Annotated in this window: 36 protein-coding genes and 1 pseudogene; 5 read left to right on the plus strand and 32 right to left on the minus strand. The window is 41.9% G+C overall.

Going from position 1 to position 21830, the window contains the following annotated elements; all coding sequences use genetic code 11:
• From QUA16_RS27870 to QUA16_RS28020, 31 genes are all read right to left on the minus strand, one after another.
• On the minus strand, nt 1-293 hold a 293-nt coding region (locus QUA16_RS27870), incomplete at its 3' end, for a transposase (protein WP_333181506.1).
• Nucleotides 294-315: 22 nt separating this feature from the next.
• Nucleotides 316-1146 (minus strand): transposase, encoded by an 831-nt coding sequence (locus tag QUA16_RS27875; RefSeq protein WP_333107509.1) that lies wholly within the window; start codon nt 1144-1146, stop codon nt 316-318.
• Nucleotides 1147-1239: 93 nt separating this feature from the next.
• Nucleotides 1240-1602 (minus strand): hypothetical protein, encoded by a 363-nt coding sequence (locus QUA16_RS27880; RefSeq protein ID WP_333107508.1) that lies wholly within the window; start codon nt 1600-1602, stop codon nt 1240-1242.
• The gene (locus tag QUA16_RS27885) at nt 1602-1970 is read right to left on the minus strand and encodes a hypothetical protein (protein ID WP_333107506.1); all 369 of its coding nucleotides are present in this window, start codon (nt 1968-1970) and stop codon (nt 1602-1604) included. Before QUA16_RS27885 ends, QUA16_RS27880 begins: the two co-directional genes overlap by 1 nt.
• Nucleotides 1971-2351: 381 nt before the next feature.
• Nucleotides 2352-2582: a hypothetical protein gene (locus QUA16_RS27890; protein WP_333107505.1), complete on the minus strand. Its 231-nt coding sequence runs from the start codon at nt 2580-2582 to the stop codon at nt 2352-2354.
• 85 nt (nt 2583-2667) lie between these two features.
• Nucleotides 2668-3603: a DUF5131 family protein gene (locus QUA16_RS27895; protein WP_333107504.1), complete on the minus strand. Its 936-nt coding sequence runs from the start codon at nt 3601-3603 to the stop codon at nt 2668-2670.
• 69 nt (nt 3604-3672) lie between these two features.
• Complete coding sequence (locus tag QUA16_RS27900; protein WP_333107503.1) at nt 3673-4026, minus strand: hypothetical protein; 354 nt, start codon at nt 4024-4026, stop codon at nt 3673-3675.
• A 111-nt stretch (nt 4027-4137) separates the two neighbouring features.
• Nucleotides 4138-4890 carry a hypothetical protein gene (locus tag QUA16_RS27905; protein ID WP_333107502.1) on the minus strand — a complete coding sequence of 251 codons (753 nt, stop codon included), beginning with the start codon at nt 4888-4890 and terminating at the stop codon, nt 4138-4140.
• 172 nt (nt 4891-5062) lie between these two features.
• Complete coding sequence (locus QUA16_RS27910) at nt 5063-5521, minus strand: hypothetical protein (protein ID WP_333107501.1); 459 nt, start codon at nt 5519-5521, stop codon at nt 5063-5065.
• A 72-nt stretch (nt 5522-5593) separates the two neighbouring features.
• Entirely contained in the window at nt 5594-6100 is a 507-nt protein-coding gene (locus QUA16_RS27915) for a hypothetical protein (RefSeq protein ID WP_333107499.1), read from the minus strand.
• Nucleotides 6101-6150: 50 nt separating this feature from the next.
• Nucleotides 6151-6705, minus strand: a complete 555-nt coding sequence (locus QUA16_RS27920) for a hypothetical protein (RefSeq protein ID WP_333107498.1) — start codon at nt 6703-6705, stop codon at nt 6151-6153.
• Nucleotides 6706-6713: 8 nt separating this feature from the next.
• Complete coding sequence (locus QUA16_RS27925) at nt 6714-6989, minus strand: hypothetical protein (RefSeq protein WP_333107497.1); 276 nt, start codon at nt 6987-6989, stop codon at nt 6714-6716.
• A 44-nt stretch (nt 6990-7033) separates the two neighbouring features.
• Nucleotides 7034-7291: a hypothetical protein gene (locus tag QUA16_RS27930; RefSeq protein WP_333107496.1), complete on the minus strand. Its 258-nt coding sequence runs from the start codon at nt 7289-7291 to the stop codon at nt 7034-7036.
• Nucleotides 7292-7373: 82 nt separating this feature from the next.
• Nucleotides 7374-7970: an SLOG family protein gene (locus QUA16_RS27935; protein WP_333107495.1), complete on the minus strand. Its 597-nt coding sequence runs from the start codon at nt 7968-7970 to the stop codon at nt 7374-7376.
• Nucleotides 7971-8039: 69 nt separating this feature from the next.
• Nucleotides 8040-8645: an alpha-ketoglutarate-dependent dioxygenase AlkB gene (locus tag QUA16_RS27940; RefSeq protein WP_333107494.1), complete on the minus strand. Its 606-nt coding sequence runs from the start codon at nt 8643-8645 to the stop codon at nt 8040-8042.
• A gap of 77 nt (nt 8646-8722) precedes the next feature.
• A complete protein-coding gene (locus tag QUA16_RS27945; RefSeq protein WP_333107492.1) occupies nt 8723-10135 on the minus strand; it encodes a phospholipase D-like domain-containing protein in 1413 nt (470 codons plus the stop codon).
• 92 nt (nt 10136-10227) lie between these two features.
• On the minus strand, nt 10228-10737 hold the full coding sequence (locus QUA16_RS27950; protein ID WP_333107490.1) for a hypothetical protein: 510 nt from the start codon (nt 10735-10737) through the stop codon (nt 10228-10230).
• A 188-nt stretch (nt 10738-10925) separates the two neighbouring features.
• Entirely contained in the window at nt 10926-11222 is a 297-nt protein-coding gene (locus QUA16_RS27955; protein WP_333107489.1) for a hypothetical protein, read from the minus strand.
• Nucleotides 11223-11371: 149 nt separating this feature from the next.
• The gene (locus QUA16_RS27960; protein ID WP_333107488.1) at nt 11372-11887 is read right to left on the minus strand and encodes a hypothetical protein; all 516 of its coding nucleotides are present in this window, start codon (nt 11885-11887) and stop codon (nt 11372-11374) included.
• 152 nt (nt 11888-12039) lie between these two features.
• Nucleotides 12040-12435, minus strand: a complete 396-nt coding sequence (locus QUA16_RS27965) for a hypothetical protein (RefSeq protein ID WP_333107487.1) — start codon at nt 12433-12435, stop codon at nt 12040-12042.
• Nucleotides 12436-12608: 173 nt separating this feature from the next.
• A complete protein-coding gene (locus QUA16_RS27970) occupies nt 12609-13052 on the minus strand; it encodes a hypothetical protein (protein ID WP_333107486.1) in 444 nt (147 codons plus the stop codon).
• Nucleotides 13053-13305: 253 nt separating this feature from the next.
• On the minus strand, nt 13306-13596 hold the full coding sequence (locus QUA16_RS27975) for a hypothetical protein (protein WP_333107485.1): 291 nt from the start codon (nt 13594-13596) through the stop codon (nt 13306-13308).
• A 25-nt stretch (nt 13597-13621) separates the two neighbouring features.
• Nucleotides 13622-13888 carry a hypothetical protein gene (locus QUA16_RS27980; RefSeq protein ID WP_333107484.1) on the minus strand — a complete coding sequence of 89 codons (267 nt, stop codon included), beginning with the start codon at nt 13886-13888 and terminating at the stop codon, nt 13622-13624.
• A gap of 5 nt (nt 13889-13893) precedes the next feature.
• Nucleotides 13894-14283, minus strand: a complete 390-nt coding sequence (locus QUA16_RS27985) for a hypothetical protein (RefSeq protein WP_333107483.1) — start codon at nt 14281-14283, stop codon at nt 13894-13896.
• Between the two features lie 103 nt (nt 14284-14386).
• Nucleotides 14387-14752 (minus strand): hypothetical protein, encoded by a 366-nt coding sequence (locus QUA16_RS27990; RefSeq protein ID WP_333107482.1) that lies wholly within the window; start codon nt 14750-14752, stop codon nt 14387-14389.
• Between the two features lie 128 nt (nt 14753-14880).
• The gene (locus QUA16_RS27995) at nt 14881-15249 is read right to left on the minus strand and encodes a hypothetical protein (RefSeq protein WP_333107481.1); all 369 of its coding nucleotides are present in this window, start codon (nt 15247-15249) and stop codon (nt 14881-14883) included.
• 41 nt (nt 15250-15290) lie between these two features.
• Nucleotides 15291-15677 (minus strand): hypothetical protein, encoded by a 387-nt coding sequence (locus tag QUA16_RS28000; protein ID WP_333107480.1) that lies wholly within the window; start codon nt 15675-15677, stop codon nt 15291-15293.
• Nucleotides 15678-15839: 162 nt separating this feature from the next.
• A complete protein-coding gene (locus QUA16_RS28005) occupies nt 15840-16193 on the minus strand; it encodes a hypothetical protein (protein ID WP_333107479.1) in 354 nt (117 codons plus the stop codon).
• Between the two features lie 57 nt (nt 16194-16250).
• Nucleotides 16251-16667: a hypothetical protein gene (locus QUA16_RS28010; protein ID WP_333107478.1), complete on the minus strand. Its 417-nt coding sequence runs from the start codon at nt 16665-16667 to the stop codon at nt 16251-16253.
• A 149-nt stretch (nt 16668-16816) separates the two neighbouring features.
• On the minus strand, nt 16817-17224 hold the full coding sequence (locus tag QUA16_RS28015) for a hypothetical protein (RefSeq protein ID WP_333107477.1): 408 nt from the start codon (nt 17222-17224) through the stop codon (nt 16817-16819).
• A 66-nt stretch (nt 17225-17290) separates the two neighbouring features.
• A complete protein-coding gene (locus tag QUA16_RS28020) occupies nt 17291-17671 on the minus strand; it encodes a hypothetical protein (protein WP_333107476.1) in 381 nt (126 codons plus the stop codon).
• An 80-nt stretch (nt 17672-17751) separates the two neighbouring features.
• Between QUA16_RS28020 and QUA16_RS28025 the strand changes: the two genes are divergently transcribed.
• From QUA16_RS28025 to QUA16_RS28040, 4 genes are all read left to right on the plus strand, one after another.
• Nucleotides 17752-18582: a DNA cytosine methyltransferase gene (locus QUA16_RS28025; protein ID WP_333107474.1), complete on the plus strand. Its 831-nt coding sequence runs from the start codon at nt 17752-17754 to the stop codon at nt 18580-18582.
• 38 nt (nt 18583-18620) lie between these two features.
• Nucleotides 18621-19235: an HNH endonuclease gene (locus tag QUA16_RS28030; RefSeq protein WP_333181502.1), complete on the plus strand. Its 615-nt coding sequence runs from the start codon at nt 18621-18623 to the stop codon at nt 19233-19235.
• Nucleotides 19236-19344: 109 nt separating this feature from the next.
• Nucleotides 19345-19557 carry a hypothetical protein gene (locus QUA16_RS28035; protein ID WP_333181504.1) on the plus strand — a complete coding sequence of 71 codons (213 nt, stop codon included), beginning with the start codon at nt 19345-19347 and terminating at the stop codon, nt 19555-19557.
• 131 nt (nt 19558-19688) lie between these two features.
• Nucleotides 19689-19916 carry a helix-turn-helix domain-containing protein gene (locus QUA16_RS28040; protein WP_333107469.1) on the plus strand — a complete coding sequence of 76 codons (228 nt, stop codon included), beginning with the start codon at nt 19689-19691 and terminating at the stop codon, nt 19914-19916.
• 160 nt (nt 19917-20076) lie between these two features.
• On the opposite strand, the gene QUA16_RS28045 is transcribed toward QUA16_RS28040, so the two are convergent.
• Nucleotides 20077-21291 (minus strand): ISAs1 family transposase, encoded by a 1215-nt coding sequence (locus QUA16_RS28045; RefSeq protein ID WP_333107467.1) that lies wholly within the window; start codon nt 21289-21291, stop codon nt 20077-20079.
• Between the two features lie 313 nt (nt 21292-21604).
• On the opposite strand from QUA16_RS28045, the pseudogene QUA16_RS28050 reads away from it, so the two are divergent.
• A pseudogene (locus QUA16_RS28050) lies at nt 21605-21830 on the plus strand (hypothetical protein); the annotation flags it as partial.

Raw genomic sequence — 21830 nt, forward strand, 5'->3', positions numbered from 1 at the left:
TTTCTGACCGGCCACGCCTTGCAAAATATCTGTAATTTATCATCCCGTTGTGTCACCCAATGACTGGATAAATAAGCGCGATCAATATGTAACTCAGCTAGGTGAATATTTTGAAATTTTAAGTCACGTTCTAGGTTAACTGTAGCAGTGGCTTCCGGAGTATTTGCGCGAGTCAACGCCACCGCGCCAACTACCCCACTCTCTAAATCTTTGAGGATGTGGCGTTTATATCCATCTATTTTCTTCGACTTGCTTTTCCGTCCATGTCGCAGATCTGGGTCTTCAATAGAAATGCGACGGTCTTTAGCTACTCCTTTACTTAAACTTGGAACTCAAGAGAGAGTCAAAAGTTACATTTTGAGATTCAATCACTCGGGCTACATCTAGAGTCTCTTTGGCGACTTCAAACCCATCACAACCAGACTGGCTTTGCATCCATTTTTCTACGGAATCTAAGCTGTTTAGAATAATTGATAGTGCGTTTTGACGTTCTCCAGGCTCATCCCAGTTTAAGTCTAAGGCTGTTTTTAAGCTGGAACTATTGAGAATTGGTGCACCAGCTAACTCGGCAATTTCTGCTGGCTCCCGCCCCTGTCCAGCAGCTATCACACTCACTGCTTTACGCTCATCATGACCCAATAGATTATATGTATCTTCGACTTTACCAGCTCCCCATAACGGGGAAGAATCTAAAGCCGCTTTGAGTTGAGATGAGCCAAACCCACCTTTTTGCTTGGCAATTTCTACGGTGCGGTCAATTAAACGTTGGTCTAATTCTTTTTTAATTAAGCGATTTCTGAATCTAATTAAAGTCGGTTTGCTGAAAGGGGGAGTTTCACAATTAAGGCAATCGAGAACTAACTGCCAACGTTGATCCATCACCATTTCTTCAATCACTTCATCATCAGAAATCCCTAGATAGGCTTGAAGAACAATTGCTAAGGCAATTTGGGCCGGAGGAACTGGGCTATTACCCACGGTGCTGTCTTTAAAGATGGTAGCGAGTTCTTCTTGGAACTCATCATTAAAGATGAATAAACGGTTAAGTCGCAGAAAGGTGAATAGCTTGGCTCGTTTAATGCGTTTGATAATCAACGCTTCATGATCTGATAGCTCAATTGGAGGATGCCATAAGGGAGGACGCATAGGTTTTTTTCTTCTTCCTGATTGTTAGGATTTAACAAGCTCCTAAATTCACTTATCATGCTTTCCTACTTTTGTCAACTTCTAATACTGTACCTACGCCCTAGCACCACGACTGTAATGATTTACTTTTCTCTCTTCTGTTTCTTCTTCGATCGGCCATAACTGAGCCAACCGCCGACCAATCTCATCATAATCTGCGGTGCGAGAGTGGTAAAAGCCGTAACCTTTGCCCACATATCCTTTGTCACATTCAAACGTTAAAAAGATAAAGCATCGATCGTCATAAGAAGAGAATAGTTCACCTAACACAGGCTTAATATGTTCCTTTTCCCAGCGAACTTTAGCTGTTAATTTCCGAAATACTAAGTCTACATCAAATCCAGATTCCGAAGATTTAACAGGTTCTGGTTCTGGTTCACGGAACTGGTGATTTTTAGGAAGAATGCGAATTCCCATTATTTACCTCGACTGTTGTGATTGATTTTCTTGTCTTCAGTTACTTGTTCGATCGGCCACATTTTTGCCAACCGCCGACCAATTTCATCGTATTTGTCTAAGCAATTTCGATAGATTCCATAGCCTTCTCCTACATACTCTTCATCACAGTTAGGAGTTAGAAAGATATAGCAGTAGTCTTTGTAATAAGGAAAGAGTTCATCCAACTCAGGCTCAACATTCTTAGTTTCCCAAGATAGTTTCGCTGTAAATTTGGCAAACATTGACTCTTTTGGCTTTGAATTAGAAGGCTCTGACTCTAACTCCGACTTAGGTTCCGGATCAGGGTCAGAGAACTTACCATTTTTGTTGGGAATGCGAATCGCCATATTATTTGTCCAGAAAACTTACAATTTTACAGCGAAGCACTATTTGCCAGGACTGATGTGTTTGTGATATTGCCTTTCCTGTTTCCGTTTGCGTTCCCGATCGATATGGCAGGGAACGCAAACACATTCGACTTCTAGATGGTTGACGGCATCGTAGCCCTTATAGTGGTCATATTCATGGAGTCGTAGCTTGCGGGGCGGTACGCCATCGGGCCCTAAATGACCGCAATCTACACACGGGATATTACGGGCGTGGGGTAATTTATCGCGTCTGACTGCGTAATTTACGCGGTTGCGGGCTTGGTTTTTGTCGCCATCTCTGCCGGGAACCGGGGGAAAGCCTCGCGGTTTACTTATACCGATGCGCTACGCGCCCGCCAGCTACGGAATAGGCTGATACCTTCGGCGATCAAAGGCTCTCCGACAGCTTCGGCAACGGTTATCTTTCCCGTCGCGCGCATTTTTACTTTGGTTAAACAAGCTGACCTTTAACCATGTTTTGCAAGAAAAACACCATTTCAGACCAGACTTAAGATTTTGCTGATATTCTTCAACAGAAATTCCAATTTTGCCAGCAGCGATTTTTTGTCCGCCGATTTTTGTGAGTGTCATATTTGTTGAAAGATTGTAGGCAGTAGCTAAAAAAAAACCTCTGACGAACCATTGGCACAGGTCAGAGGTTTTTTCTCAGGCAGGATTAGAGAGAGAGAGAAGACGGCAACATTTGTCTCGGAATTTGTCTCGGAACAGGAAACTGACGAAATCTCACATCTTCGGGAAATTCTTCGATCGTCCCGCCCTTTTTATCTTTAAGCTTCAGTTTTTGGTAAGTAGTTGCTACTCCTTCGATATAGCAGGCGCTGAGGATGGGGTTTGAGCCAAGTTGTTTGACAAATATCGCCACATCTTCAGCACTTTGACATTGCGTGACCATGAATCGAATCCAGTCAAGGTCACAGGGACGCGCACCGGGCCCGGATTCACCGCCGATAATTACTTGGTCGATTTGATCTAGCCATTCTTTCTTAATCGTTACCCGTTCTAGTAAAGGCTCACAGCTCAGAAACCAAATTACTGATTCTGTTTCTAAAAGGTAAGGAATTCTTTTAGTACAGTCTTGGTTCTCGATCGTCGTGCCAAGCCAGAGATTCGGAATCGGCCACACAAACTCTGCCGGGGGTAATTTCAGTTCCCGTCTCAAATCCTCAACGTGTTTTCTGATGGGTTCTTTTGCCGATCGAAAATAGTCCGGCATCCGCTCCGGGCGTTTTGTGAGAATTTGGAAGGTGTGCTGGGACGCTACCACCATATAAGCAAAAGCTAAATCCAACGTATCATCACTGATCCAATCCCCGAAGCAATCAGTCATGGAGAAGATGAAAATTCTCTCACCTTTCTTCGTTCTCACCAGCTTCTCCATGATGATTGAGGAGAAAACCATGTTGACAGGAACTGTCCCGCTGTAGGCTAAGCCACTGGCAAAGATGAAGTAGTTACTTAGATTCATTGTTTCGGCATAACAATGAAGGCATCCTGGGCTGATTTTATGGCACCAGTGTCCGCCGTGTTTGCCATCGGCTTTGACCAAATGGATGGGGTTAGCCGTGATGCCAGTCCACTGAATATTGCTCATAATGTGTTTTAGATGTTGGGTAATCACGCGCGCGTGTTACTTAACGCGCGCTTGTGTAGAAATGAGAAACTAGCTGGTTACGGTGATATCCAGGTCATAGACGGCATTACCTTCAAGCAATCTTTCTGTGGTGTGGCTGCGGATGCCTTGCTCAGACTTGAGATAGATAGTGCAATCTCCATCGGCTCCATCCCCGTTCGATCGACTGTGCCATGCCCAAGACACTGTTTCGACTAATTCAGCGGGAGAGGAATCTGTTACCCATTGCCAGTCAGAATTTTGAAATTGAGGTAAAAACTGTTGACCGTTTTCTTCGGCAACAGCAACAGCTTTTTTGAGAAAATCCACCACATATCCTTTGAACAACTTAATAATGTGTCGTTCATTACCTGTTGGGCTAGTTACTTTGATTGTTTTCAGCATCACATTTTGGCAGAGAACGAGTAGATAGAGTTTGAGTGGAACAGTTCGATCGCTCTGAGTAAGGACGATCGAACTGAAGAAATTCAGGGGAATATTCCCCTGAATCGTGGATTATTTGCCTTTAAGTAGTTTTGCAGGTTGTTCAGCTTCAACAACTTCAGCGCCGTTCCCCGCTGCAAGAGCTAAACCCGAATCAGAAGCAGAACCCAAACACATTGCCTGATTCTCAATCAGTCGAGGATCGCTGCAATGACGGATACCGTTTTTCTCATCTTCAAAAATCATACGAGCAGCTTTTACGGCAGCCTCTTCAAAAGGATTTCTGATCGGACGAGTGGTGATGGCTAAGTAGTAGTAAGGGCCATGATTACCTTCACTTTGCACCATCTCGAAGCGGAAAATGTTTGCGAAATAAGCGTCTGATGCTTTGTTGAGTGCATATTCGCTGTGGTCGCCTTGCATACCTTCAGCAACCCAAGAATTGAATGCCTCTCGCCCAAAACATTCGACTAAGCCTTTCATTTTGTCTTGTGATTGACGATGAATTAAGAAAGTTGAAAGTTCGCTACATTTTTCATGGAAATGAGTTTTCATTCCCCCGGCTACTGGGATGCCCCAGATTTCGGTGAATTGCTCATTTTCATAGTGAGGCTTGAAAGTTAGCGTTTTCTGTCCGATCGCACAGATTGCCATTTCTACAAATTCACCACGGGTCAGTCCAGCTTTCTCGGCTTTACTGCTGTTCATTCCTTTGGTGTCTCCGGTAACGAACATTCCGAATTCTTTACTACAGTTGGCTCTGTAACGGCTAGGAATGGTGGGAATGCGAAAAGCGAATCCGTCTATGATGATTGGGTTTTCCATGATTGTTTCTGGTTTTGTTTCTGCTTTTGGTTTGTTTTTGTTTCTGTTTCTGTTTGAGTTTCTATTACTAAAACTCAATACCTTTCAGCGAAGCATTACGCTCAGTTTGGGTATATCTATTAACTTTAGGGTAGCTTGCGATCGGTCAATATAATCGCAAAGTACGCCAAAGTTAAATAACTACTTGATTTAATTTTTTATCATGACAAAAATCTATTTCACAGTTAAGGATATCGTCAGCAGCTTCTAAAGCATACTTTTCGGTATTATTCACAGGATTGCGAGGAAAAGCATTTAGCATGAAGCCTTTCCCTATGTCAGTCTTAAATGGTAGAAAGCCTAATTCATAGATTTTGCCAGGTTCGATCGCTGGTAAATCACGCTTAACTGTGATTAAAGTTGAAAGCGTTCCGCCAGAATCATTAAGGACAAATCCCCAGATTTCTGTTATTGGCAATCGAGCAAGTACCGAATCGAGCGTTAAAGTTAGGTGATTCATCTTTACGATCGCCATGTTCAGTGAAGGAAATTCTTGATTCTGTAAAGTAAAGTGTCCTTTGACTCGATTTTCTTTGTAGCGGACAAAGGGTTCTACCTGAAAACTGGATTCATTGATTATGATTTTTGTCATTGTACAAACTTACGAAAGAAATCAATATCCTAAAGCGAAGCACTTTAAAAGTACGATCGCTTTAGGTTTATTTTAAGACTTTAGGTAGTGAACATAAACCGCTAAACTTGGAACTTTATGCTCAGTTTTATTGAGTGCGACCGCCCGCTGTTTCCGCAACGTTTCTAAGTACACAGAAGCGAGAAGTGCTTCATGTTTTGTTTCTGCTTCTGTAAGCATTTCTTGCAAATCATTAATGTAAGCTTGGCTAGTTTCGATGGCAGTTGCGTTCGATCGACACAGTTTCTCGTATTCGCGGTTGATGTCTTCATCCAATCGAGTAACAGTAAGGTTTTTGTCATCGTACCGAGTTCTGAGCTGGATGATGATTTTCGCATTCTCGTCATTATAGACAACGTTTTTGCGAGATTTTTTAGACTCAATAATCTCGAAAGCTTCAAGAATAGCATCCGGTTCGATCGCATCAGCTTCAACTTTTAATCTTTCAATTTGATTGCGAATTTCAGCAATTCTTTGGAGATGTTTCATGTTAGAATTGTGAGGTGGAAATACCTGAACTGAATCTGTAACTAAACTCAAAGCGGTTAGTCCTACGCTAACCGCTTTTTTTGTGTCTCTGTGCTAGAAAGCTACCAACTAAGAGCGTTTATGGCTGCTTCTTGAGGTGTTCCCTCGAAATCATCTTCAAGTGGCGAATCAAATAATCCAGCTTCGTGAGCAACACCGATTTCTTCATAGATAGATTCTGGATCGTACTCTCGCAACTCTATTGCATCTTGCAAATCATCAAATGGCAGATGTCGATCGAAATGCTTGAAATCCTTGTTAATGAACCATTCAGGCTGCATTTCGATCGACTCAAGATGATTCTCAATCCATTTGAGGAAAGCAAACTTAACTTGGTCAGCCGTAAATAAGCTACATTGCTGATGATCCAAAGCTTGAAGCCGATCGACGATTTCATCCAGATTAATTAGTTTGCCGATCGCTTCTAGAAGCATCCGGTCTGATGCTTTTGCAGGAACTAGAGTCTCAACAGTTTCAGAATCGATTACTAATTGTTGACCAGTTTGTGATAGAGTAGTGAAAGATTGGATGGACATATTTGTTACCTTTGACAGAGGAATAGAGTAGAAATCAGTACCCCCCGGCGAAGCCTTCACGAGGGGTACTTTTGTTTTCATTTCTCAGTTCAGAGAGGAGCCAAATTAAGTTGGAAAACGTTATCATCAGCTTCAACGACATTGTAAATATCGTTGCTCATGTATTCGATTTTGGCTTGAAACCAACGCACAAACGCTAATTTGACATCAGAATCGTCGTACATCTGACAGTCACAGATGCAGCGAGATTTAAGCGTTTCTACGATCGCATCTACATCTAGTATCTTTTCAACTTTTGAAAGATAATAGATATCTTCTTCTGACCAGGTTTGCGGTGTTCTGAAGGTAGCTGAATGGTTTTGCATTTAGACACAGAAACAAAAACAGAACACTCCCTTACAGCGAAGCATTATTTTGTTTTTGTTTCTGTGTCTATGGAATTAGCTAAAGCGTAGGAATTGAGAAGATAAAGCAGGCTAGCAGCAGCGACGGTAGTATATTTGGTAGTCTGTGGTTTGCCGTCATTTTTATCAGGCACAGAACGCTTGATTAAGTAAGAGCTGTCGGAGATGCGATCGCAAGTGAGAATGTCTCCGCGTTCGATCGCACCCTTCGCAAGTTTGGTGATGCGACTGTGAATATGCGCTATAACTGCTTTTTTCTTCATTTTGAGTTTCTGGTTGAGTTTTTGGTTAAGTTTGCGGTTGGTCAGATGTCCCCCTTAATAAGGGGGATGCGATGAAAAACAGCTAGAAGAGGCGTAACTGACGGTGAGCAGGTTCAATAATTAAGAACTGAGATTCAGCCGGGATGTACTGATAAATGAGCAGATTATGATTGCGGGCCATCTCGAAAGTTGTGGCAGTTCCACCGCCAACGCCGTGAGGGTCGCCGGAAAAAACTGCTAGGCAAATGTCCGATCGTTTCACCATCCACAAATTCCGAGCCTGCATGACACCAGGTTTGTAGGTCTGATAAAGGCATCTCTGTTCTGTGGCTTTCTCCAGCAACTTCTTGTAATGACTTTGCTCACGAGGTTTCCATAACTTATGTTGATCAGCGCAAGGAATCACGGCTGTCCATTTGAGTTTACGCCGAACTAAAATCTCTGCTGCAACTTGGTCAGCGCCGAGTGCCATACCACACAAGAATTTAGTCACGCCTTGCTTCACTGCCATTGTGATAAGTTGATCGATCGGAATATTGTAATTGAACCAGCGATGTCCAGTAATCATCGCGGTGTGGTACTCTTTCACATCAAACGGTTCATCAAAATTGTATTGAGTCTCGCGGTTAAGACTTCGATTGACTCGTTGTTGTAAAGCAGGAATATTGCTTGTTGCCATGAGTTGTTCCTCTGAAAAAGAATCAACAACTCATGGCGAAGCATTACTTATTTCTGTGTTATTTCTTGGCTAATAAACTTGGCGAATGGTTAAGTTTAATCTGCCGTGGTTTTTCAATAAGTCCGAGGTTTTGGGAAGAATTCTTTGGACTCCGTGATAGGCTAAACGGCTGTCACCGTGGAGGATGAGGACATCGCCCGATCGTAAGAGGATGCCGTCGAGTGGGTCTTTGCGACTGCGGTTGCTGCCGATGACGAAACTGCAATCATCACCGAGAGATATCGAAATGATGCAGGGTTTGAGATTCTGCTCGGTGTTATCTTGATGCAAACCTAACTTACTTTTCCCGGTGGCTGGGTAAAAGTTAATTAGACAGGTTTCGGGATGGTAATCAAATTCACCAACTAATTTGGCTAAACTTTGAGCAATATCTATCAACTCTGTCGGCATTGCTGCGAATGGCTGATTATTTACTGGATTGATGGATGAGTAACGATAGCCTTTGCGATCGGATAGCCAACCAACTATTCCGCAACTGGTTTGGCTACAGTTGAATTTCAGACCACTGGGCATTACAGGAATTGTTATCCCGCCGTTGGCTCTGGCTATATTTCGGATAAGCTCAACTAAAGCTTGTTGTTCAGAAACAGAGAAATAGCTTTTGAGGTGCAGCATAGTTTTTAGTTAGAAATCAACTCATTAACGCGAAGCGCTAGGTAACAGAAAATCTCCAGCGAGGGCCGGATAATTATCTAGTTACATTCAGATTTCCGCGAATCCATCTTCTGCTTGATGCGCTGCGGTAGACCGAGGATTGCGCCTTGATAGAGCCGATCGAACTCTTGCTCGAAGTGAGCGCCGACCGTGGCACTTTCAATCACCAACAGCGTTTCATCATTTGCCCGGTTGGCGGCTTCACTCCAGTTGTGAGAACCGGTGATAACTGTCGCTCCATCAACAACACCGAACTTGTGATGGAGTCGATCGCCTACAGGGAGTTTTGGCATTCCGACCGTCGCCAGTGGGTGACTCCAGGGACGGTTTTCGACTTCCAACTTGCAACCTTCAAGTAGGCTAGCGCCCATCATTTCCATCGCTTCGCTGTAGGGGCGATAAACGAAACTGGAATCAACCAAAGCTCTGATACCGACTCCGGTTCGAGATTTGGCTTCGAGTGTGTTCGCCAACTGCTGGGCGGAAAAGACAAACAGCGCCAGATTGACGGATTTGGATGCGGTGCCTAAAGTCTGATCGATTAATCCGTTCGGTGTCTGCTGCCAGCGAGTTTTCGCGGTCGCCGGTGAAAACTGAACGGAGACGATCGCACCGCCAACTTGAACTCTGGCGATCGCACGGCTTGGCTTTTTTACACCAAACTTGCTATCTGGCTTTCCTCCGGGCCCGTCGCCCCACATGAGTGCGAACTCTTCACTGAAAACTTTTGCCAGCTCCGGGCTTTGAAGTTTGAGCAGATTATTGGGATTTCCCCGACTTTCGGCGCTGTTGAAATCGCCGTGAATATCGCTGGTGGTGAAATTAGCTGAAGTGACGATAACGGTTTTGCCATCAATGACTATGAACTTGTGGTGCATCAATCCGCTGCCTTTGCTGCCGTCAGCAGTATCGTCAATGATCGGGATTCCAGCTTCACGGACGATCGCTAGAGCATCACCGCTGGAGATTTCGGCATCGGAGAGGGAACCATCTTTATCGGTATCTGCAAGGTGAACGAGTTCAGCATAGCGATCGCGCTCTCGCTTGGGTAACGCTGCTACCTGTGAGGGAGAAAGAGGAATTGGACGATTGTAGAGATTTTCAATAATGACTCGAACCTTGATGCCAGAGCGATGACGATGCGCTAGAGCTTGCGCTATCCGAGGCAAGCGAAGTTCCTGAACTGCGACATCGACACTCTCGCGAGCGCTATTGATGGAATAGACCATGAGCTGTTCTAAGTCATGACCTGGACGAGTAATTTGGCGATAAGGCTCAGTATAGCTAGAAGTCTGAGACTGATTGAAGTAAACCTGAAGTGATGGATCTTGAGGCAATGCTTTGATGACTGGAGCTGCGGGAAGTTCTTCGGTTGACTTTGGTTTCATGAGCTGACAGGAAGCGAAACCAGCGAGAATTAAACCTGCTAAACCGACAATTTTCTTGTTCATGATGAGTGATTTTTGGTTGATGAATAATGGTTGTGTGGGTCTAAAAAAAAATCTCTAGCACCAGCTAGAGATTTTCTTATACTTCAACATTGCTATTTACAGTCCTTATCAGTTCGGATTACGACTTCGCCTTGATTGCCATTAGCTCCACCCCGAACTAAGCAAAACCGCTTTTTAGTCCAATGATGGCTAAAGGTTATTGTTCCATGCTGGCCATAGCTACCACCAATTCCGCTATTGGTTTCGCTTGCCCAACTAATCAACGTTGCTACATTGCTACCTGCTTTACCTGCAACTTTCGCATCAATACCTCTAAAGGTTGATTTGATGGTGATACCACTAGGCAAAGGGATTTTATCTCCACAAACTCCGCTCAAACACTCTGCAATTGCTGGCTGATCGCCTGTGAAAATTGCGACACTTCTAACTTCGCCATAATTTACGATTGCATCATATCTGCTTTGCTTCGCTGTTTGAACTAACTGGACATGAGCTGCTGTTACTTTTGCATAACCGATGATTGGAGTTGCTGCTAACAATGCAAGGGCTGCTAATTCACCAGCAATTACGATCGATACCAAAGTTTCAGTTAAATTAGCCATGAGAAATACCTAGATAAGGGTTAATGAGTTGCAAAATTACAACTCATTCTCTTATCGCGAAGCGCCCTCACAAAAAATCTTCACTTACTCTTTCTCTTAATTTTAAAGCCCCAATATCCTTTACAGATACTGAGGCTTTTTCTTAAGTTCGTAGCTTGCGGGCGCTACGCGCATCGGTATCGCTAGAACTAAAATTCATCAGTTCTGTTGTTGTTGTACTCTTTCTTGTTGGCATAATACTCAGTACGAATTTGCATCAATTCATCTGCTGTGTATCCCAACTTGCCGACAAATGTACGAATTCCTGCCAGATCCATTTTATGAATCTCATACGTTTCCCAGTCCTTTTTGAAAATTTCGTACAAATCTAAACCTTTGAGATCGGTATCATTGTCAGCCTTGAACTGTGACCAAGCCATTATCCGAATAGCATCTCTCAGATTGGATGCTTCTTTTTCAGATTTGGTCAAGATATTGATAGCCATGATAAACCTCTAAGTAAAGTACAAAAATCTAACTCAATCCCCAATGGCGAAGCCCTACAAAACGCTTAACTTCACCATTGCTTCTTAATTAACTGATGAAAAATAAGAGTTAAATATTCTGGATTGCTCCAAAATATTTAACTCTTATTCTACCATTCGATCGACTCAACCATTTTCGATCGATAACCTTTCGCTTGATTTAATTGCCACAACACCAAACTAAATCTTTCCTCACTCATAATGCGAGGGACAGAATGGATTTGCTTACAATTAAACTTCACAATTTCTCCGTCATTTAACACACAGCTTTTGCCATCCACCACAAACTCTGCAATGCCAATATTTAGGGAAACTGCGATCGGTTGTGCATAGCCATGATCACGATGATCGGCAATCAATCCACAACTACCACCTCTTTCTTTGCCATGATAAGTCAACAAACCTATATCACAGCCTGGATAAAGCCTCTGGCAAAGTTGATACAACCTTTCGTCATAAAACCCAAGGCTGACTTGTCCGTTGCCAAGATGGACTTTATTAAATAACCAAAGTTCTAACCTTTTATTGGTCAAACTACTATGGCTATATTCCATTTCTGCAACTAAACCTCTCAAATACTCTTTAAATTCAGAGAGATTTGGGATAACTTTCTTCATCTTTTCCATGATACTATGCTCCAAACGACAATATTTCACTCACCTCCTTATCGCGAAGCGACCCTAACAGATAACTCTCTGTAGATTCTTCTCTTTCGATCGATGATAGGATTGATGATGAAAAGTAGAAACTCTCCACCATCAATCTCTGTTAGTCAAGGCTAAAAGGCATCACCAACATCATATTCTTCTTCTTCAACAGCACTAACATCTTCAGGAATGTTACCATTGTCATTACCGTTAGACGAACTGTTATTCTTGACAGAAGCAGTCGTACTAGGAGTATTAGTTTTCTTGGCGTAGTATTTCGATCGAATCGAAAGCAATTCTGCCTCAGAAAACTCTAGACTCTTAGCAAAAGCGAGAAGATCCTCATAACCTTTGCCATGAATTTCATCAACTTGCCATTCTTTGTCAAAGACAGCATAACCGCCATACTGAAGATTCTTGAGTGCTTCTTTGTTGGTAGACTTGTACTCTTCCCAGGCAAGAATACGAAGCGCATCAATCAACAAACTACGCTTTTTGGCAGTTTTGGACATAAATACAATAGCCATGATGAAATTCCTTTGATAAATGTACAGTAATTTTGGAAATAAGCAGAAAACCTATCTCATTTCCCTATCGCGAAGCGAACCTGACAGAAAAACTACTGTAGGTTCTTTCATTTCAATTGGTGTTGAATAAGTAATAAAGGCTGCATAGAATTTGTTACTATGCAGCCTTTCCTCTACCATTCGATCGGTTCTACCATTTGTGATTTATAGCCTTTCTTCTCATTCAAAGTCCAAAGGACTAGGGAGAAGCGCTCAGGGGTCAGGATTCGTGGGACTGAGTGAGTAAGCTTGCAGTTAAATTCGCAGATGTCGCCATCATTGAGTTTATGAAGCTTGCCATTGATCGCAAATTCAGCCTCGCCAAGATTTATGCTTACTGCGTGAGGCATTGCGTAGCCGTGATCCTTGTGAGGTCGGATTAAGCCACTACTGCCTCCTCTCTCAGTGCCGTGATAGGTGAGCAAGCCTATGTTACTGCCGGGATAGATTCGTTGGCAGAAGTTATAGAGTCGATCGTCAAAATAAGCTGGCTTTACTGTGCCGTTGCCTAGATGCACTTCGTTAAAAAGCCAAAGTTCTAGTCGTCGAGTCGTCAGCGTTGAGTGGCTAGGCTTCATTAGCTCTACTAAGCTACGGCAGTAATCGCGAAAAAGCTCAAGGTTAGGGATCTCTTTCTTTAGTCGTTTCATTGGAATTATCCATCACTAAAAATCACTTCCTTATCGCGAAGCGACCCTTACAGAAAAATTACTGTTGCTTCTTCTCTTTCGATGGCTACGCCCTTCGACTACGCTCAGTGCAAGCCCGGTTTACGCCTACGATTGATGATGGAAAGATAAGCTTGCCATCACCAATCACGCTAGTCAACAGTTAATCATCAGCAAAAGTATCTGGATAAGGTTGAGCGATCGAGTAGTAGCATTCTCTGATGGCTAAGAGTTGTTCGATCGAGAAACCTCTTTCTGTTGCTAATAGAGTAAGTTGAGTTAGATCCATCGATCGAATCTTACTCTGTCTCCAGCGACTGTAGAATCTGGTGTAACGCTGGTTTAAATCTTCACGAATCTGAGGATTTGTTTCAAACACCTCCCATGCGAGCACCCGGAACGCATCACGTAGGCGTAGAGTTGTTTGTTCTGTTTCTGAATCAATCTGAATCATGGTAGTAGAAGTAGAGTAGAGTAAGTTAGATTTCTGTTACTGATTGACTATGGACTAAAGCTTGGATATTAAAGCCTTTCTCCATGAGATACCAAACAGTCTGATAGTAATCCATTGAATGAATCTGATGAATTTGCCAACCTTTGTTAAACTCGGCTTCAGTCATCTGTTCTTGGTAATGTTGCCAAGCCAAGGATTTGAAAGCCAACTTTAGCTTTTCAGTGATTTCCGATTTCTCACGTTCGGATTCAAAAACTTGTCGTTCCCGTTCTTCACGTTCAGTTAGAGACATCTTTGTTAGTCCTGTTGTGGGAAAAGTTCATTGAAAAGTTTGAACAGACTTTCTTTGTTTACGATCGATATCTTCAGTGCGTAAGGAAACAGCGGATCATTTTCGGTAACAAACTTGGATTTGTTGGGGAAATTAGATGCGGGAAATGCTACTTGAAGAGAGGTTGCTCTAGGAGTAAGAATCAGTTGATATCTTTTGTCCCGTTTGTATTTGTAACCAACGTATTGTTCTGTGTAGCACCGCACTAACTGAGTATTTTTTACTAACCAAGTTTCTGCGAGCGAAAACAAAGTTGTTCCACCTTGAATTGTTTTAATGTCAGTAGAAATCAATTGAGGTACACCGTCAATAACTTCAAATCGTTGAATCACATCGTAAACTATTTTGTCAGACATCAGAATTGTGGGTGAATTAGGTAATGTGGATAGTCTAAGTTTCTCCTTGCAGAAGTAGTAAAGAGAAACTTAGGTTTTAGCTTTTAGGTAGTTGAATGCTCAGCTACTTTTTCTTGCAGCGAATTACTTCAGCAACAAACTCAGGAGTTAGCCCACGTATTTTCATTTCAAACGGGAAATCTTTAATCCGCTTAGCTTTTCTCGGTTCGGCTTCTTTCGGAAGTGTGTAACCGCCAACTGTAGCTACGAGATTGAGATATGTAGTAGCCTCAGTTTTCGATCGAATCCCTATGTACGTGATGAAGGATTCAAATCCTGATGCAGCATCCGGCATTTCTTGCCAATTGAATTGATTATTGGTTGTGCCGACAATCGTGATTCGATCGCTCAATCTTACTACAACATAACTGCCGTGCGGTGATGTTTCCACTACTTCACCTTCAACACCTGCAAAATTGACTATTTCCATGACCAAGATTCCTTACTAAGTAAATAACTCAACACTTCAAAGCGAAGCAAAACATTAACAACCTTAGAAACAGTTTCTTGATTTTGTTTCTTTGATTGCTAGTGTTTCTGATGTTTCTGATGTTTCTGCTAAACAGGATGAGGAAAATGCTGTAGAGTTTGAATAAGATACTCAGGAGAAAGCCCGATCGCTCTCACTTGATAGGGATAGCCCCGAACGAGTTTAGCAACAGAGACATCCTCATTGGGAGTTCCGCTAGCTTTGGTGATTGTGTCTTTGATAAGTTCAGCTTCGTCGTAGGTGTGTACTCCCACATATAGGACAAACCGTTCTGATAGAAAACCTGCGAGATTGTCCGTTGTTTCATCCCAAGTAAATTGGCTTGTGTAAATGCCTTTGATAGCGATCCGATCGGACAGTCGGAAAATAAAACAGCCGTGATGTGGAGACAACGCCAACACCTCAGCTTGAATTCCACCGAAATTTATTCTTTCCATTTCACTAATCCTGTAAGTGAACAATTCAATAAGTCAACGTTTTATAGCGAAGCATACACCTCTTCTGTCTCTGTTGTAGTAGCAGATACAGGATATGGAATAAACGATTTGAAACGGGCTTGATGTTTAATTCTGTGCTGATTACCAATCGAGCGAAAAACTTCTTTGACATTCTTGAGGCGAAGATGCTGAAGATTTAATGAACCTTGCGAATACTGTTGCCATAATCCTTGCTGGTACAGGTGTAGGCACATATAGAAAGCGTAATCTGGCAAAACTAACACTGGACATTTGATGCCTGTAAGGTAAGGCTGAAATTCCTTAACTGGTTCCCCTAACTTATTTTTGCTACCTTTATTTATCAGCCAGAAATCCGCTTCGGGGAAATTGTTTTTCACAATCCAGTTAAACAGTGATACGTTTTCCATTTCGTTTTGGGAAAAACATCACTTCCCCAAAACGAAGTATTTTCATCTCTCTTTCTTCACTTCAACTCTCACACATCCAGAGCGCACATGAGCATCACATGAGCATGACATAAGAAAAGCCAGAAACAGAAACGGGAGATGTTTCTATTTCTGACTTAAAAGTTAGACAGCGCTGTAGATTTCCCAGGATAAAAGTTTTTCGTCAGTTCCTTGTTCAGTTTCAACAATGTACTCAAAATACTGAGCAACAGTTACTGAAGGGACGATCGACTTAACTGTAACTACCCCGCAGACAGTCGAATAAAGGCTACCTACCTGGATGCGATCGCCATTGACAGATAACGGGAGTTCGCAAGAGAAAGGATATTCCTTCCTACCATCTACGCAAACATAGACACCGCCTCGCCAAACCAAATTCTCGTTAACCGACAAATCAAACTGAGACTGGTCAGGGCGAGGGCGGGAAATCAGGGTAACTACTTTCTTTCCTGTTGGTTTAACTGTAACTAAACTCATGGCAAACTCCGCAATAAAAACTCTTGTCCTTATCGCGAAGCGCTAGCCACAGTTTTATTAAACGTTGATTATGGGATATTCTGACCAATACCATTCCAGAAATCTTTTGATGAATTGAGCAGTAGGTAAGTCGTAAGAACTCACATACCAAAGAAATAAAGGCTCATTTCTATGTCTCTCACAGAAACGAAGGAAATGTCTATTAACTGTTTGAGTTTCAATTTTCTGCCAAATAATTTGACGTTTTTCTTCGACTGTTGCTCCTTTAAAATAAGTAGCTAAATTGGTCAATTCTTTGCGCTGTTTACAAGCCCAAGTTGCCAAACGAATGTCTGTGCCTTCATAAGCAACAGCATAATGACCTTTTAGACATTCATCCTCAACTCGCTTGCCGTTTCTATCGAAATAAGTTCCTTGTCGTCTGTTGACATCATAGGGAAAAAGGCTCATTGGATTGATGTGAATGTCTGACATGATTTTCTTAATATTAGAGTTGTGGTTTTGATGTTGCGTGGTAGAATAGTCAGATAACAGCTTCTTACCCAAGATTAATTTTCGGTATCGCTGAAAACCTCGGCTTTTTACCAGGAAAAGAATTTATGTCTTTTCCTGGTACAGCCGATCTAATTTAGAACCTGATTTGCCAAATAATCAACGCATCTGGCGACAAGTTCAGCATGAGAGCGATCGGAAATATAAATCAGCTTGAGCCGACCTGTATCCCGATAAACATGAGCTAATTCCATGACTGAGCGAAAGATATCTGAATCAGGCACTAAATTAGGCTCATAGAAACCTTTTAATCTGACTCTGAAATATCTCGGTAAATGCTTCTGGATTTGTTGCCATAGCATTTGCCGATATTCCTCAACTGAAAACTTACCTCGCCACAGTGGAGAATTATCTAACTGATCATAATGATCGATTAAACCTTCAGATACGTTGAAAACTTCGCGTTCAATATCGATCGCAAATTTAACTTTTTCAGTGTTAAATTTGTCGAAGTCAAACTTTTCCACAGTAATAGTCATGGTAGTTACAAGTGATAGGTCACTCCCTTATCGCGAAGCGACCCTCACCGACCAACCTCAATTGCCTCAAATTCTGATAATTTTGGTTTTCCTTCCAGTTCGATCGATATTCTCTTTGGTTCCCCGACTGTTGCCATCCCAGAGAGCCAAACCGTAATCGCAAAGTAAGCACATTGCTATATCTCGATTGACATAGCTGCCTGCAATTCCTACTGTTTCATACCCCGTCGTATTTCTCGGTTTTCCGTTGCCGTCCCACAAAGCAAAGTAAACCTTAACGTTCAGGTAATTCGATCGACGCAGATATTCTTGAACTAGCTTGTCTACGCCTCCCGCATCACCAACAATTACCGAAAACTTTAGCTCTATTATTCGATCGATTGATGGTAATCCAGCACTGATATCTTTTATTGATCGACTGCCAGAAATCATTACAATTTTAGTCATACTTTTGCCTCATACTTTTCCCTCAAACTACTTCCCAAACACGAAGTGAAAATGATAGAATTAAAATAAACTCAACTCAAATGAAACTAAAGTGCATTGATTTGTTTGCGGGAATAGGAGCTTGGGAATTAGCAGGAAGTTTAGTGAACTCTAATTCTCAGATTAAATTAGAGACGATCGAATTCGTAGAAAACAACCCTTACTCCCAAAAAGTTCTGCAAACTCACTTCCCAGGAATCCCAATTCATTCCGACATTATTAATTATGTCCCTATTAAACAAAGAGCCGATGTCTACACAATCAGTTTCCCTTGTCGGGGCACATCTAGAGCCGGAAAAAAGACAGGACTCATCCATGTTGAATCAAGCCTCTGGTTCCAAGCACTCCGATGCGTCATACTCGGTAGACCAAGTTTTGTATTGGTGGAGAATCCTGTCGGGCTTATCGATCGAGGGCTACGAACAATTATTGCCGGACTCAGAATGGGCGGTTACGAAACAGAAGTTGAAGTTATCAGCGCGTCGGAGTGCGGTGCGCCACACGAGAGGCAAAGAGTGTTTATCATTGCCTACGCCAACGACCTTAGCCTCCAGCAACGGAAAGGGTGGCAGAGCTGGGCAGCATCGGTTAGAGCAAATATTGAAATCGCAAGGTCGTTTACCAGCTACCCAGAAGTTACATCCAGAAGTTTGCCTGTGGATGCTCGGATTCCCCCTTACTTGGCTGGATTGCATTATGAAAAATGGTGGCGTTATAACCCGCCACCCGCCAACGTTGGACTGCCACGAAACACACGCGGACGTGCTGAAGCAATAACTCTAGCTGGTTTATCAATCTGTGTTCCTCAAGCTACTGTTCCATTAATGCGTTTACAATTTCTAGCTTCTTTGTTGTCAAATGAAATAATGTAATGCTTCGCTCTAAGATTTCAACATTTTGGAATCTAGAAATGGGAAGAAAAGCAAAAGTATCTGATGTAGACATTCCAAAGATTATTAAACTTTACTGGGAAGGGCATAGTTATTCAAGTATTGAAAAAATCTTAGGGTGTACGAGGAAAAGTATCCCCGGAATTCTTGAAAAGGCAGGCATCACTTTAAGAGAACAGAAGTTCAACCATCAAAAGCGATCGCAAGTTATTAAGACTTCTCGTGGATACCTTTACGAATATTGTCCGGGGCATCCTCGCACCATAGAAAACGTAAGCGTATACAAAGATTACGTTGCTCAACATACGTTGATTATGGAAAAACATCTAGGTCGTTATCTTGCCTATTATGGTGAAAGCGATCCTAAAACTGAAATAGTCCATCACAAAAACCGTAATCGAAGTGATAATAGTCTAGAAAACCTGGAGGTAATGACTAACGAGGAACATTGGCATCTGCATAAAGACGATCGAAATTCAAAAATTCAGAAAAAGGTAAGATGCTTAAACACAGGAGAAGAATTTCAAAGTGCTGCTGAAGCTGCTAGAAGTATGGGATTAGAATATCACTCTGTTAGTGTAGCAATTCGTAAAGGCTACCGATCAGGCGGTAAACGTTGGGAATATTGTGATTAAATGAGAAAGTAAAAAGTGGTAAATTTCTTACTACTTTTTACTTAACCTTGGAACACAAATTGAAATCGCAAAATCGTTTACCAGCTACCCAGAAACTAAACCCAGAACTATGCCTTTGGATGATGGGATTTCCGAGTACATGGCTGGATTGCATTATGACCACTGGTGGCGATTCAATCCCCCGCCAGCCGAGCCAGGAGTAAAACGGAGAACTCCAGGCAGGGCAGAAGCAATCAACTTAGCAGGTCTGTCGATCTGCGTTCCCCAAGCGACTGTTCCTTTGATGCGTCTCCAGTTTCTAGCTTCTCTACTTCAATATTAGACCTCTTGCAAAAAAAATCTATGTTATAATTAGAAGTTTTAAATTTAATCGCCTAAGTAGGTCGGCGAAAAAAAACAAAACTATGTTAAGATACATAAAGAAAGGTAGAGCTTTAGTGAGGTAATTAATATATGGGCGCTCGATTAAGGGTATTTCTGACTCAAAAGCAAGACAAAACCCTATTTAATCTGAGAACGGCGAAAGTACCACAAAAATTCAAAGATCGAGCAGAAGTAATCAGGTTAAACGCAAATGGCTGGTATGTTGAGAAAATAGCTACTCACTTTAACTGGGCTTCACAAACAGTGAGAGCAGTCTTACATAAATGGGAAGAATTTGGTATAGAAAGCCTTTGGTAAAAACCAGGTCGAGGGGTAAAAGCCAAATGGAAAGAAGAAGATATAGAGTTTTTGGAAGAATGCTTAAAAAAAGAACCACGTAAATATAAAAGTTTTCAATTATAGCCTTTCTCAGAAATATGAGGTATCATGTTACTGACACAGGGTAAGAGCATCTTAATCAGGCTTGACACAAGCATTTGAGAATCTGCATCATATAGTCATCATTCATCGCCGCTCGTTTCTTTTTTTGTCGCAAACTACGTCGGAGAGTCGTTTCTTGATTGATGGCATTAAGTGCCATTCGTCTTATAAGAGCCAAGTTTTGAGGGCTGTTTAACGACCGAATGCGGCATTGGTCTTCATTAAAAGTGACATCTAAAGTCCAATGAACTTGGTTTTCAATCCCCCAATGTTGACGAATTACACGACCATTAAGCTGAGCATCCACTGGTAAAGAACTTAGGTAAAACTGTACCTCTTGAGTCGTTTTGTTCCAAAGATGACGGACTCGTTCTACAAAAACAATCGTCTGAATATCTGTCCATTGTTCTTGTTTATAAAGCCCTCCTAATGCCGCCACTGGCACCGCCCAAACTTTTCTAATTTCGACGCGATGATGTCCCTTTTCTGTGCGGGAATCATGACTCACTTCAATTCCCTCAAACTGTTGAGATTTAGCCATCTCAAACCAGGTTTTAACTTGATTATAAAGAGTTGGATGATTACTTTTTAAGGTGACTACATAATCGGCTTTTTTCTGACGAATCAACCGAACAATCTCGGTTTGTGTCCCCATCGCATCAATCGTAATAATGGCTCCGGTGATGTCAATTAATTCCAATAATGCCGGGAGCGCTGTGATTTCATTTGAATGGTCTTCAACTTTGACTTGTCCCAAGACTAACCGATGTTCACTCGCCCACGCCGTCACTAAATGTAAGTTTTTTACCCCTTTTTGTCGGTCATAAGATCCTCTCAGACTTTTTCCATCTATCGGGATCACTTCTTGGCTAATTGAACCGATTAATTGGTTGAGCCATGTTCGCAATTTTTGCTCTAACATTTTGGGGTCTAACTTTTCAAAGACCCGACGGAATGTATCATCACTCGGGATGCCATTGGGTAATTTTAAAAACTTTTGTAACCAGGTAAGCTTACTGATTCCATAATTTTCCATGTCTTCCCACCCATTCGCTCCGGCTATGACCGCTAAAAGGGCAATGACAAGAATGTCTTTGAGTAAATGTTGTTTGGTTCGCTCCACTCTTGGATCTGGTACGTCATCAAAATAATTTGAAAAGCCCGTTTGTAAATCTTCGATAGAGATGGGCTTTGGCTTGTTGAGTTCTTCGGATTTTTCCGCTGGGTTGGAGGGAGCGAATCCTTTACTCATAACCATAAACTTTTCCTGACCTTGATGACTTAGCTTTTGAGGTCATTATAGAACCGTGACTGACGAGCGGGCTACCCTGTATATTTTGTGGGTTTTGTCAAGTACAATTTATACCAAATTAGATGAGCTTACCCTGGTTACTGACACTCACTCTTGAGGGTCAAACAGAGAAGATAAGATCAAATGAACTATAATTATATGGTTCAGTAAGATCACGCGAAAGCGATACCACACATAATAGCATTTTTTTGACAGCACGATCTGCTTGACTCACAACACGTTTACTTGTACCCAACTTCATACCTTGTTAAAAATGAAAGCTTATTCGATTGATTTTAGACAAAAAATACTTGATACTTATCATACTGAGCCCATTTCACAAAAAGCAATAGCTAAGCGTTTTTCTGTAGCCTTGAGCTTTGTACAAAAATTGCTTAAACAATATCGTGAAACAAAAAACATTAGACCTCTTGCAAAAAAAATATATGTTATAATTAGAGGTTTTAAATTTAATCCCCTAGAGCTAACTCATAATTGTA

The sequence above is a fragment of the Microcoleus sp. S13_C3 genome (genome assembly GCF_036700905.1).
GTDB lineage: Bacteria > Cyanobacteriota > Cyanobacteriia > Cyanobacteriales > Microcoleaceae > Microcoleus.

Coding starts and splice junctions, on each gene's coding strand:
- QUA16_RS27875 (WP_333107509.1), bottom strand. CDS start 1,146: ATGCGTCCTCCCTTATGGCATCCTCCAATTGAGCTATCAGATCATGAA.
- QUA16_RS27880 (WP_333107508.1), bottom strand. CDS start 1,602: ATGGGAATTCGCATTCTTCCTAAAAATCACCAGTTCCGTGAACCAGAA.
- QUA16_RS27885 (WP_333107506.1), bottom strand. CDS start 1,970: ATGGCGATTCGCATTCCCAACAAAAATGGTAAGTTCTCTGACCCTGAT.
- QUA16_RS27890 (WP_333107505.1), bottom strand. CDS start 2,582: ATGACACTCACAAAAATCGGCGGACAAAAAATCGCTGCTGGCAAAATT.
- QUA16_RS27895 (WP_333107504.1), bottom strand. CDS start 3,603: ATGAGCAATATTCAGTGGACTGGCATCACGGCTAACCCCATCCATTTG.
- QUA16_RS27900 (WP_333107503.1), bottom strand. CDS start 4,026: ATGCTGAAAACAATCAAAGTAACTAGCCCAACAGGTAATGAACGACAC.
- QUA16_RS27905 (WP_333107502.1), bottom strand. CDS start 4,890: ATGGAAAACCCAATCATCATAGACGGATTCGCTTTTCGCATTCCCACC.
- QUA16_RS27910 (WP_333107501.1), bottom strand. CDS start 5,521: ATGACAAAAATCATAATCAATGAATCCAGTTTTCAGGTAGAACCCTTT.
- QUA16_RS27920 (WP_333107498.1), bottom strand. CDS start 6,705: ATGAAAACAAAAGTACCCCTCGTGAAGGCTTCGCCGGGGGGTACTGAT.
- QUA16_RS27925 (WP_333107497.1), bottom strand. CDS start 6,989: ATGCAAAACCATTCAGCTACCTTCAGAACACCGCAAACCTGGTCAGAA.
- QUA16_RS27930 (WP_333107496.1), bottom strand. CDS start 7,291: ATGAAGAAAAAAGCAGTTATAGCGCATATTCACAGTCGCATCACCAAA.
- QUA16_RS27935 (WP_333107495.1), bottom strand. CDS start 7,970: ATGGCAACAAGCAATATTCCTGCTTTACAACAACGAGTCAATCGAAGT.
- QUA16_RS27940 (WP_333107494.1), bottom strand. CDS start 8,645: ATGCTGCACCTCAAAAGCTATTTCTCTGTTTCTGAACAACAAGCTTTA.
- QUA16_RS27945 (WP_333107492.1), bottom strand. CDS start 10,135: ATGAACAAGAAAATTGTCGGTTTAGCAGGTTTAATTCTCGCTGGTTTC.
- QUA16_RS27950 (WP_333107490.1), bottom strand. CDS start 10,737: ATGGCTAATTTAACTGAAACTTTGGTATCGATCGTAATTGCTGGTGAA.
- QUA16_RS27955 (WP_333107489.1), bottom strand. CDS start 11,222: ATGGCTATCAATATCTTGACCAAATCTGAAAAAGAAGCATCCAATCTG.
- QUA16_RS27960 (WP_333107488.1), bottom strand. CDS start 11,887: ATGGAAAAGATGAAGAAAGTTATCCCAAATCTCTCTGAATTTAAAGAG.
- QUA16_RS27965 (WP_333107487.1), bottom strand. CDS start 12,435: ATGGCTATTGTATTTATGTCCAAAACTGCCAAAAAGCGTAGTTTGTTG.
- QUA16_RS27970 (WP_333107486.1), bottom strand. CDS start 13,052: ATGAAGCCTAGCCACTCAACGCTGACGACTCGACGACTAGAACTTTGG.
- QUA16_RS27975 (WP_333107485.1), bottom strand. CDS start 13,596: ATGATTCAGATTGATTCAGAAACAGAACAAACAACTCTACGCCTACGT.
- QUA16_RS27980 (WP_333107484.1), bottom strand. CDS start 13,888: ATGTCTCTAACTGAACGTGAAGAACGGGAACGACAAGTTTTTGAATCC.
- QUA16_RS27985 (WP_333107483.1), bottom strand. CDS start 14,283: ATGTCTGACAAAATAGTTTACGATGTGATTCAACGATTTGAAGTTATT.
- QUA16_RS27990 (WP_333107482.1), bottom strand. CDS start 14,752: ATGGAAATAGTCAATTTTGCAGGTGTTGAAGGTGAAGTAGTGGAAACA.
- QUA16_RS27995 (WP_333107481.1), bottom strand. CDS start 15,249: ATGGAAAGAATAAATTTCGGTGGAATTCAAGCTGAGGTGTTGGCGTTG.
- QUA16_RS28000 (WP_333107480.1), bottom strand. CDS start 15,677: ATGGAAAACGTATCACTGTTTAACTGGATTGTGAAAAACAATTTCCCC.
- QUA16_RS28005 (WP_333107479.1), bottom strand. CDS start 16,193: ATGAGTTTAGTTACAGTTAAACCAACAGGAAAGAAAGTAGTTACCCTG.
- QUA16_RS28010 (WP_333107478.1), bottom strand. CDS start 16,667: ATGTCAGACATTCACATCAATCCAATGAGCCTTTTTCCCTATGATGTC.
- QUA16_RS28015 (WP_333107477.1), bottom strand. CDS start 17,224: ATGACTATTACTGTGGAAAAGTTTGACTTCGACAAATTTAACACTGAA.
- QUA16_RS28020 (WP_333107476.1), bottom strand. CDS start 17,671: ATGACTAAAATTGTAATGATTTCTGGCAGTCGATCAATAAAAGATATC.
- QUA16_RS28025 (WP_333107474.1), top strand. CDS start 17,752: ATGAAACTAAAGTGCATTGATTTGTTTGCGGGAATAGGAGCTTGGGAA.
- QUA16_RS28030 (WP_333181502.1), top strand. CDS start 18,621: ATGGGAAGAAAAGCAAAAGTATCTGATGTAGACATTCCAAAGATTATT.
- QUA16_RS28035 (WP_333181504.1), top strand. CDS start 19,345: ATGCCTTTGGATGATGGGATTTCCGAGTACATGGCTGGATTGCATTAT.
- QUA16_RS28040 (WP_333107469.1), top strand. CDS start 19,689: ATGGGCGCTCGATTAAGGGTATTTCTGACTCAAAAGCAAGACAAAACC.
- QUA16_RS28045 (WP_333107467.1), bottom strand. CDS start 21,291: ATGAGTAAAGGATTCGCTCCCTCCAACCCAGCGGAAAAATCCGAAGAA.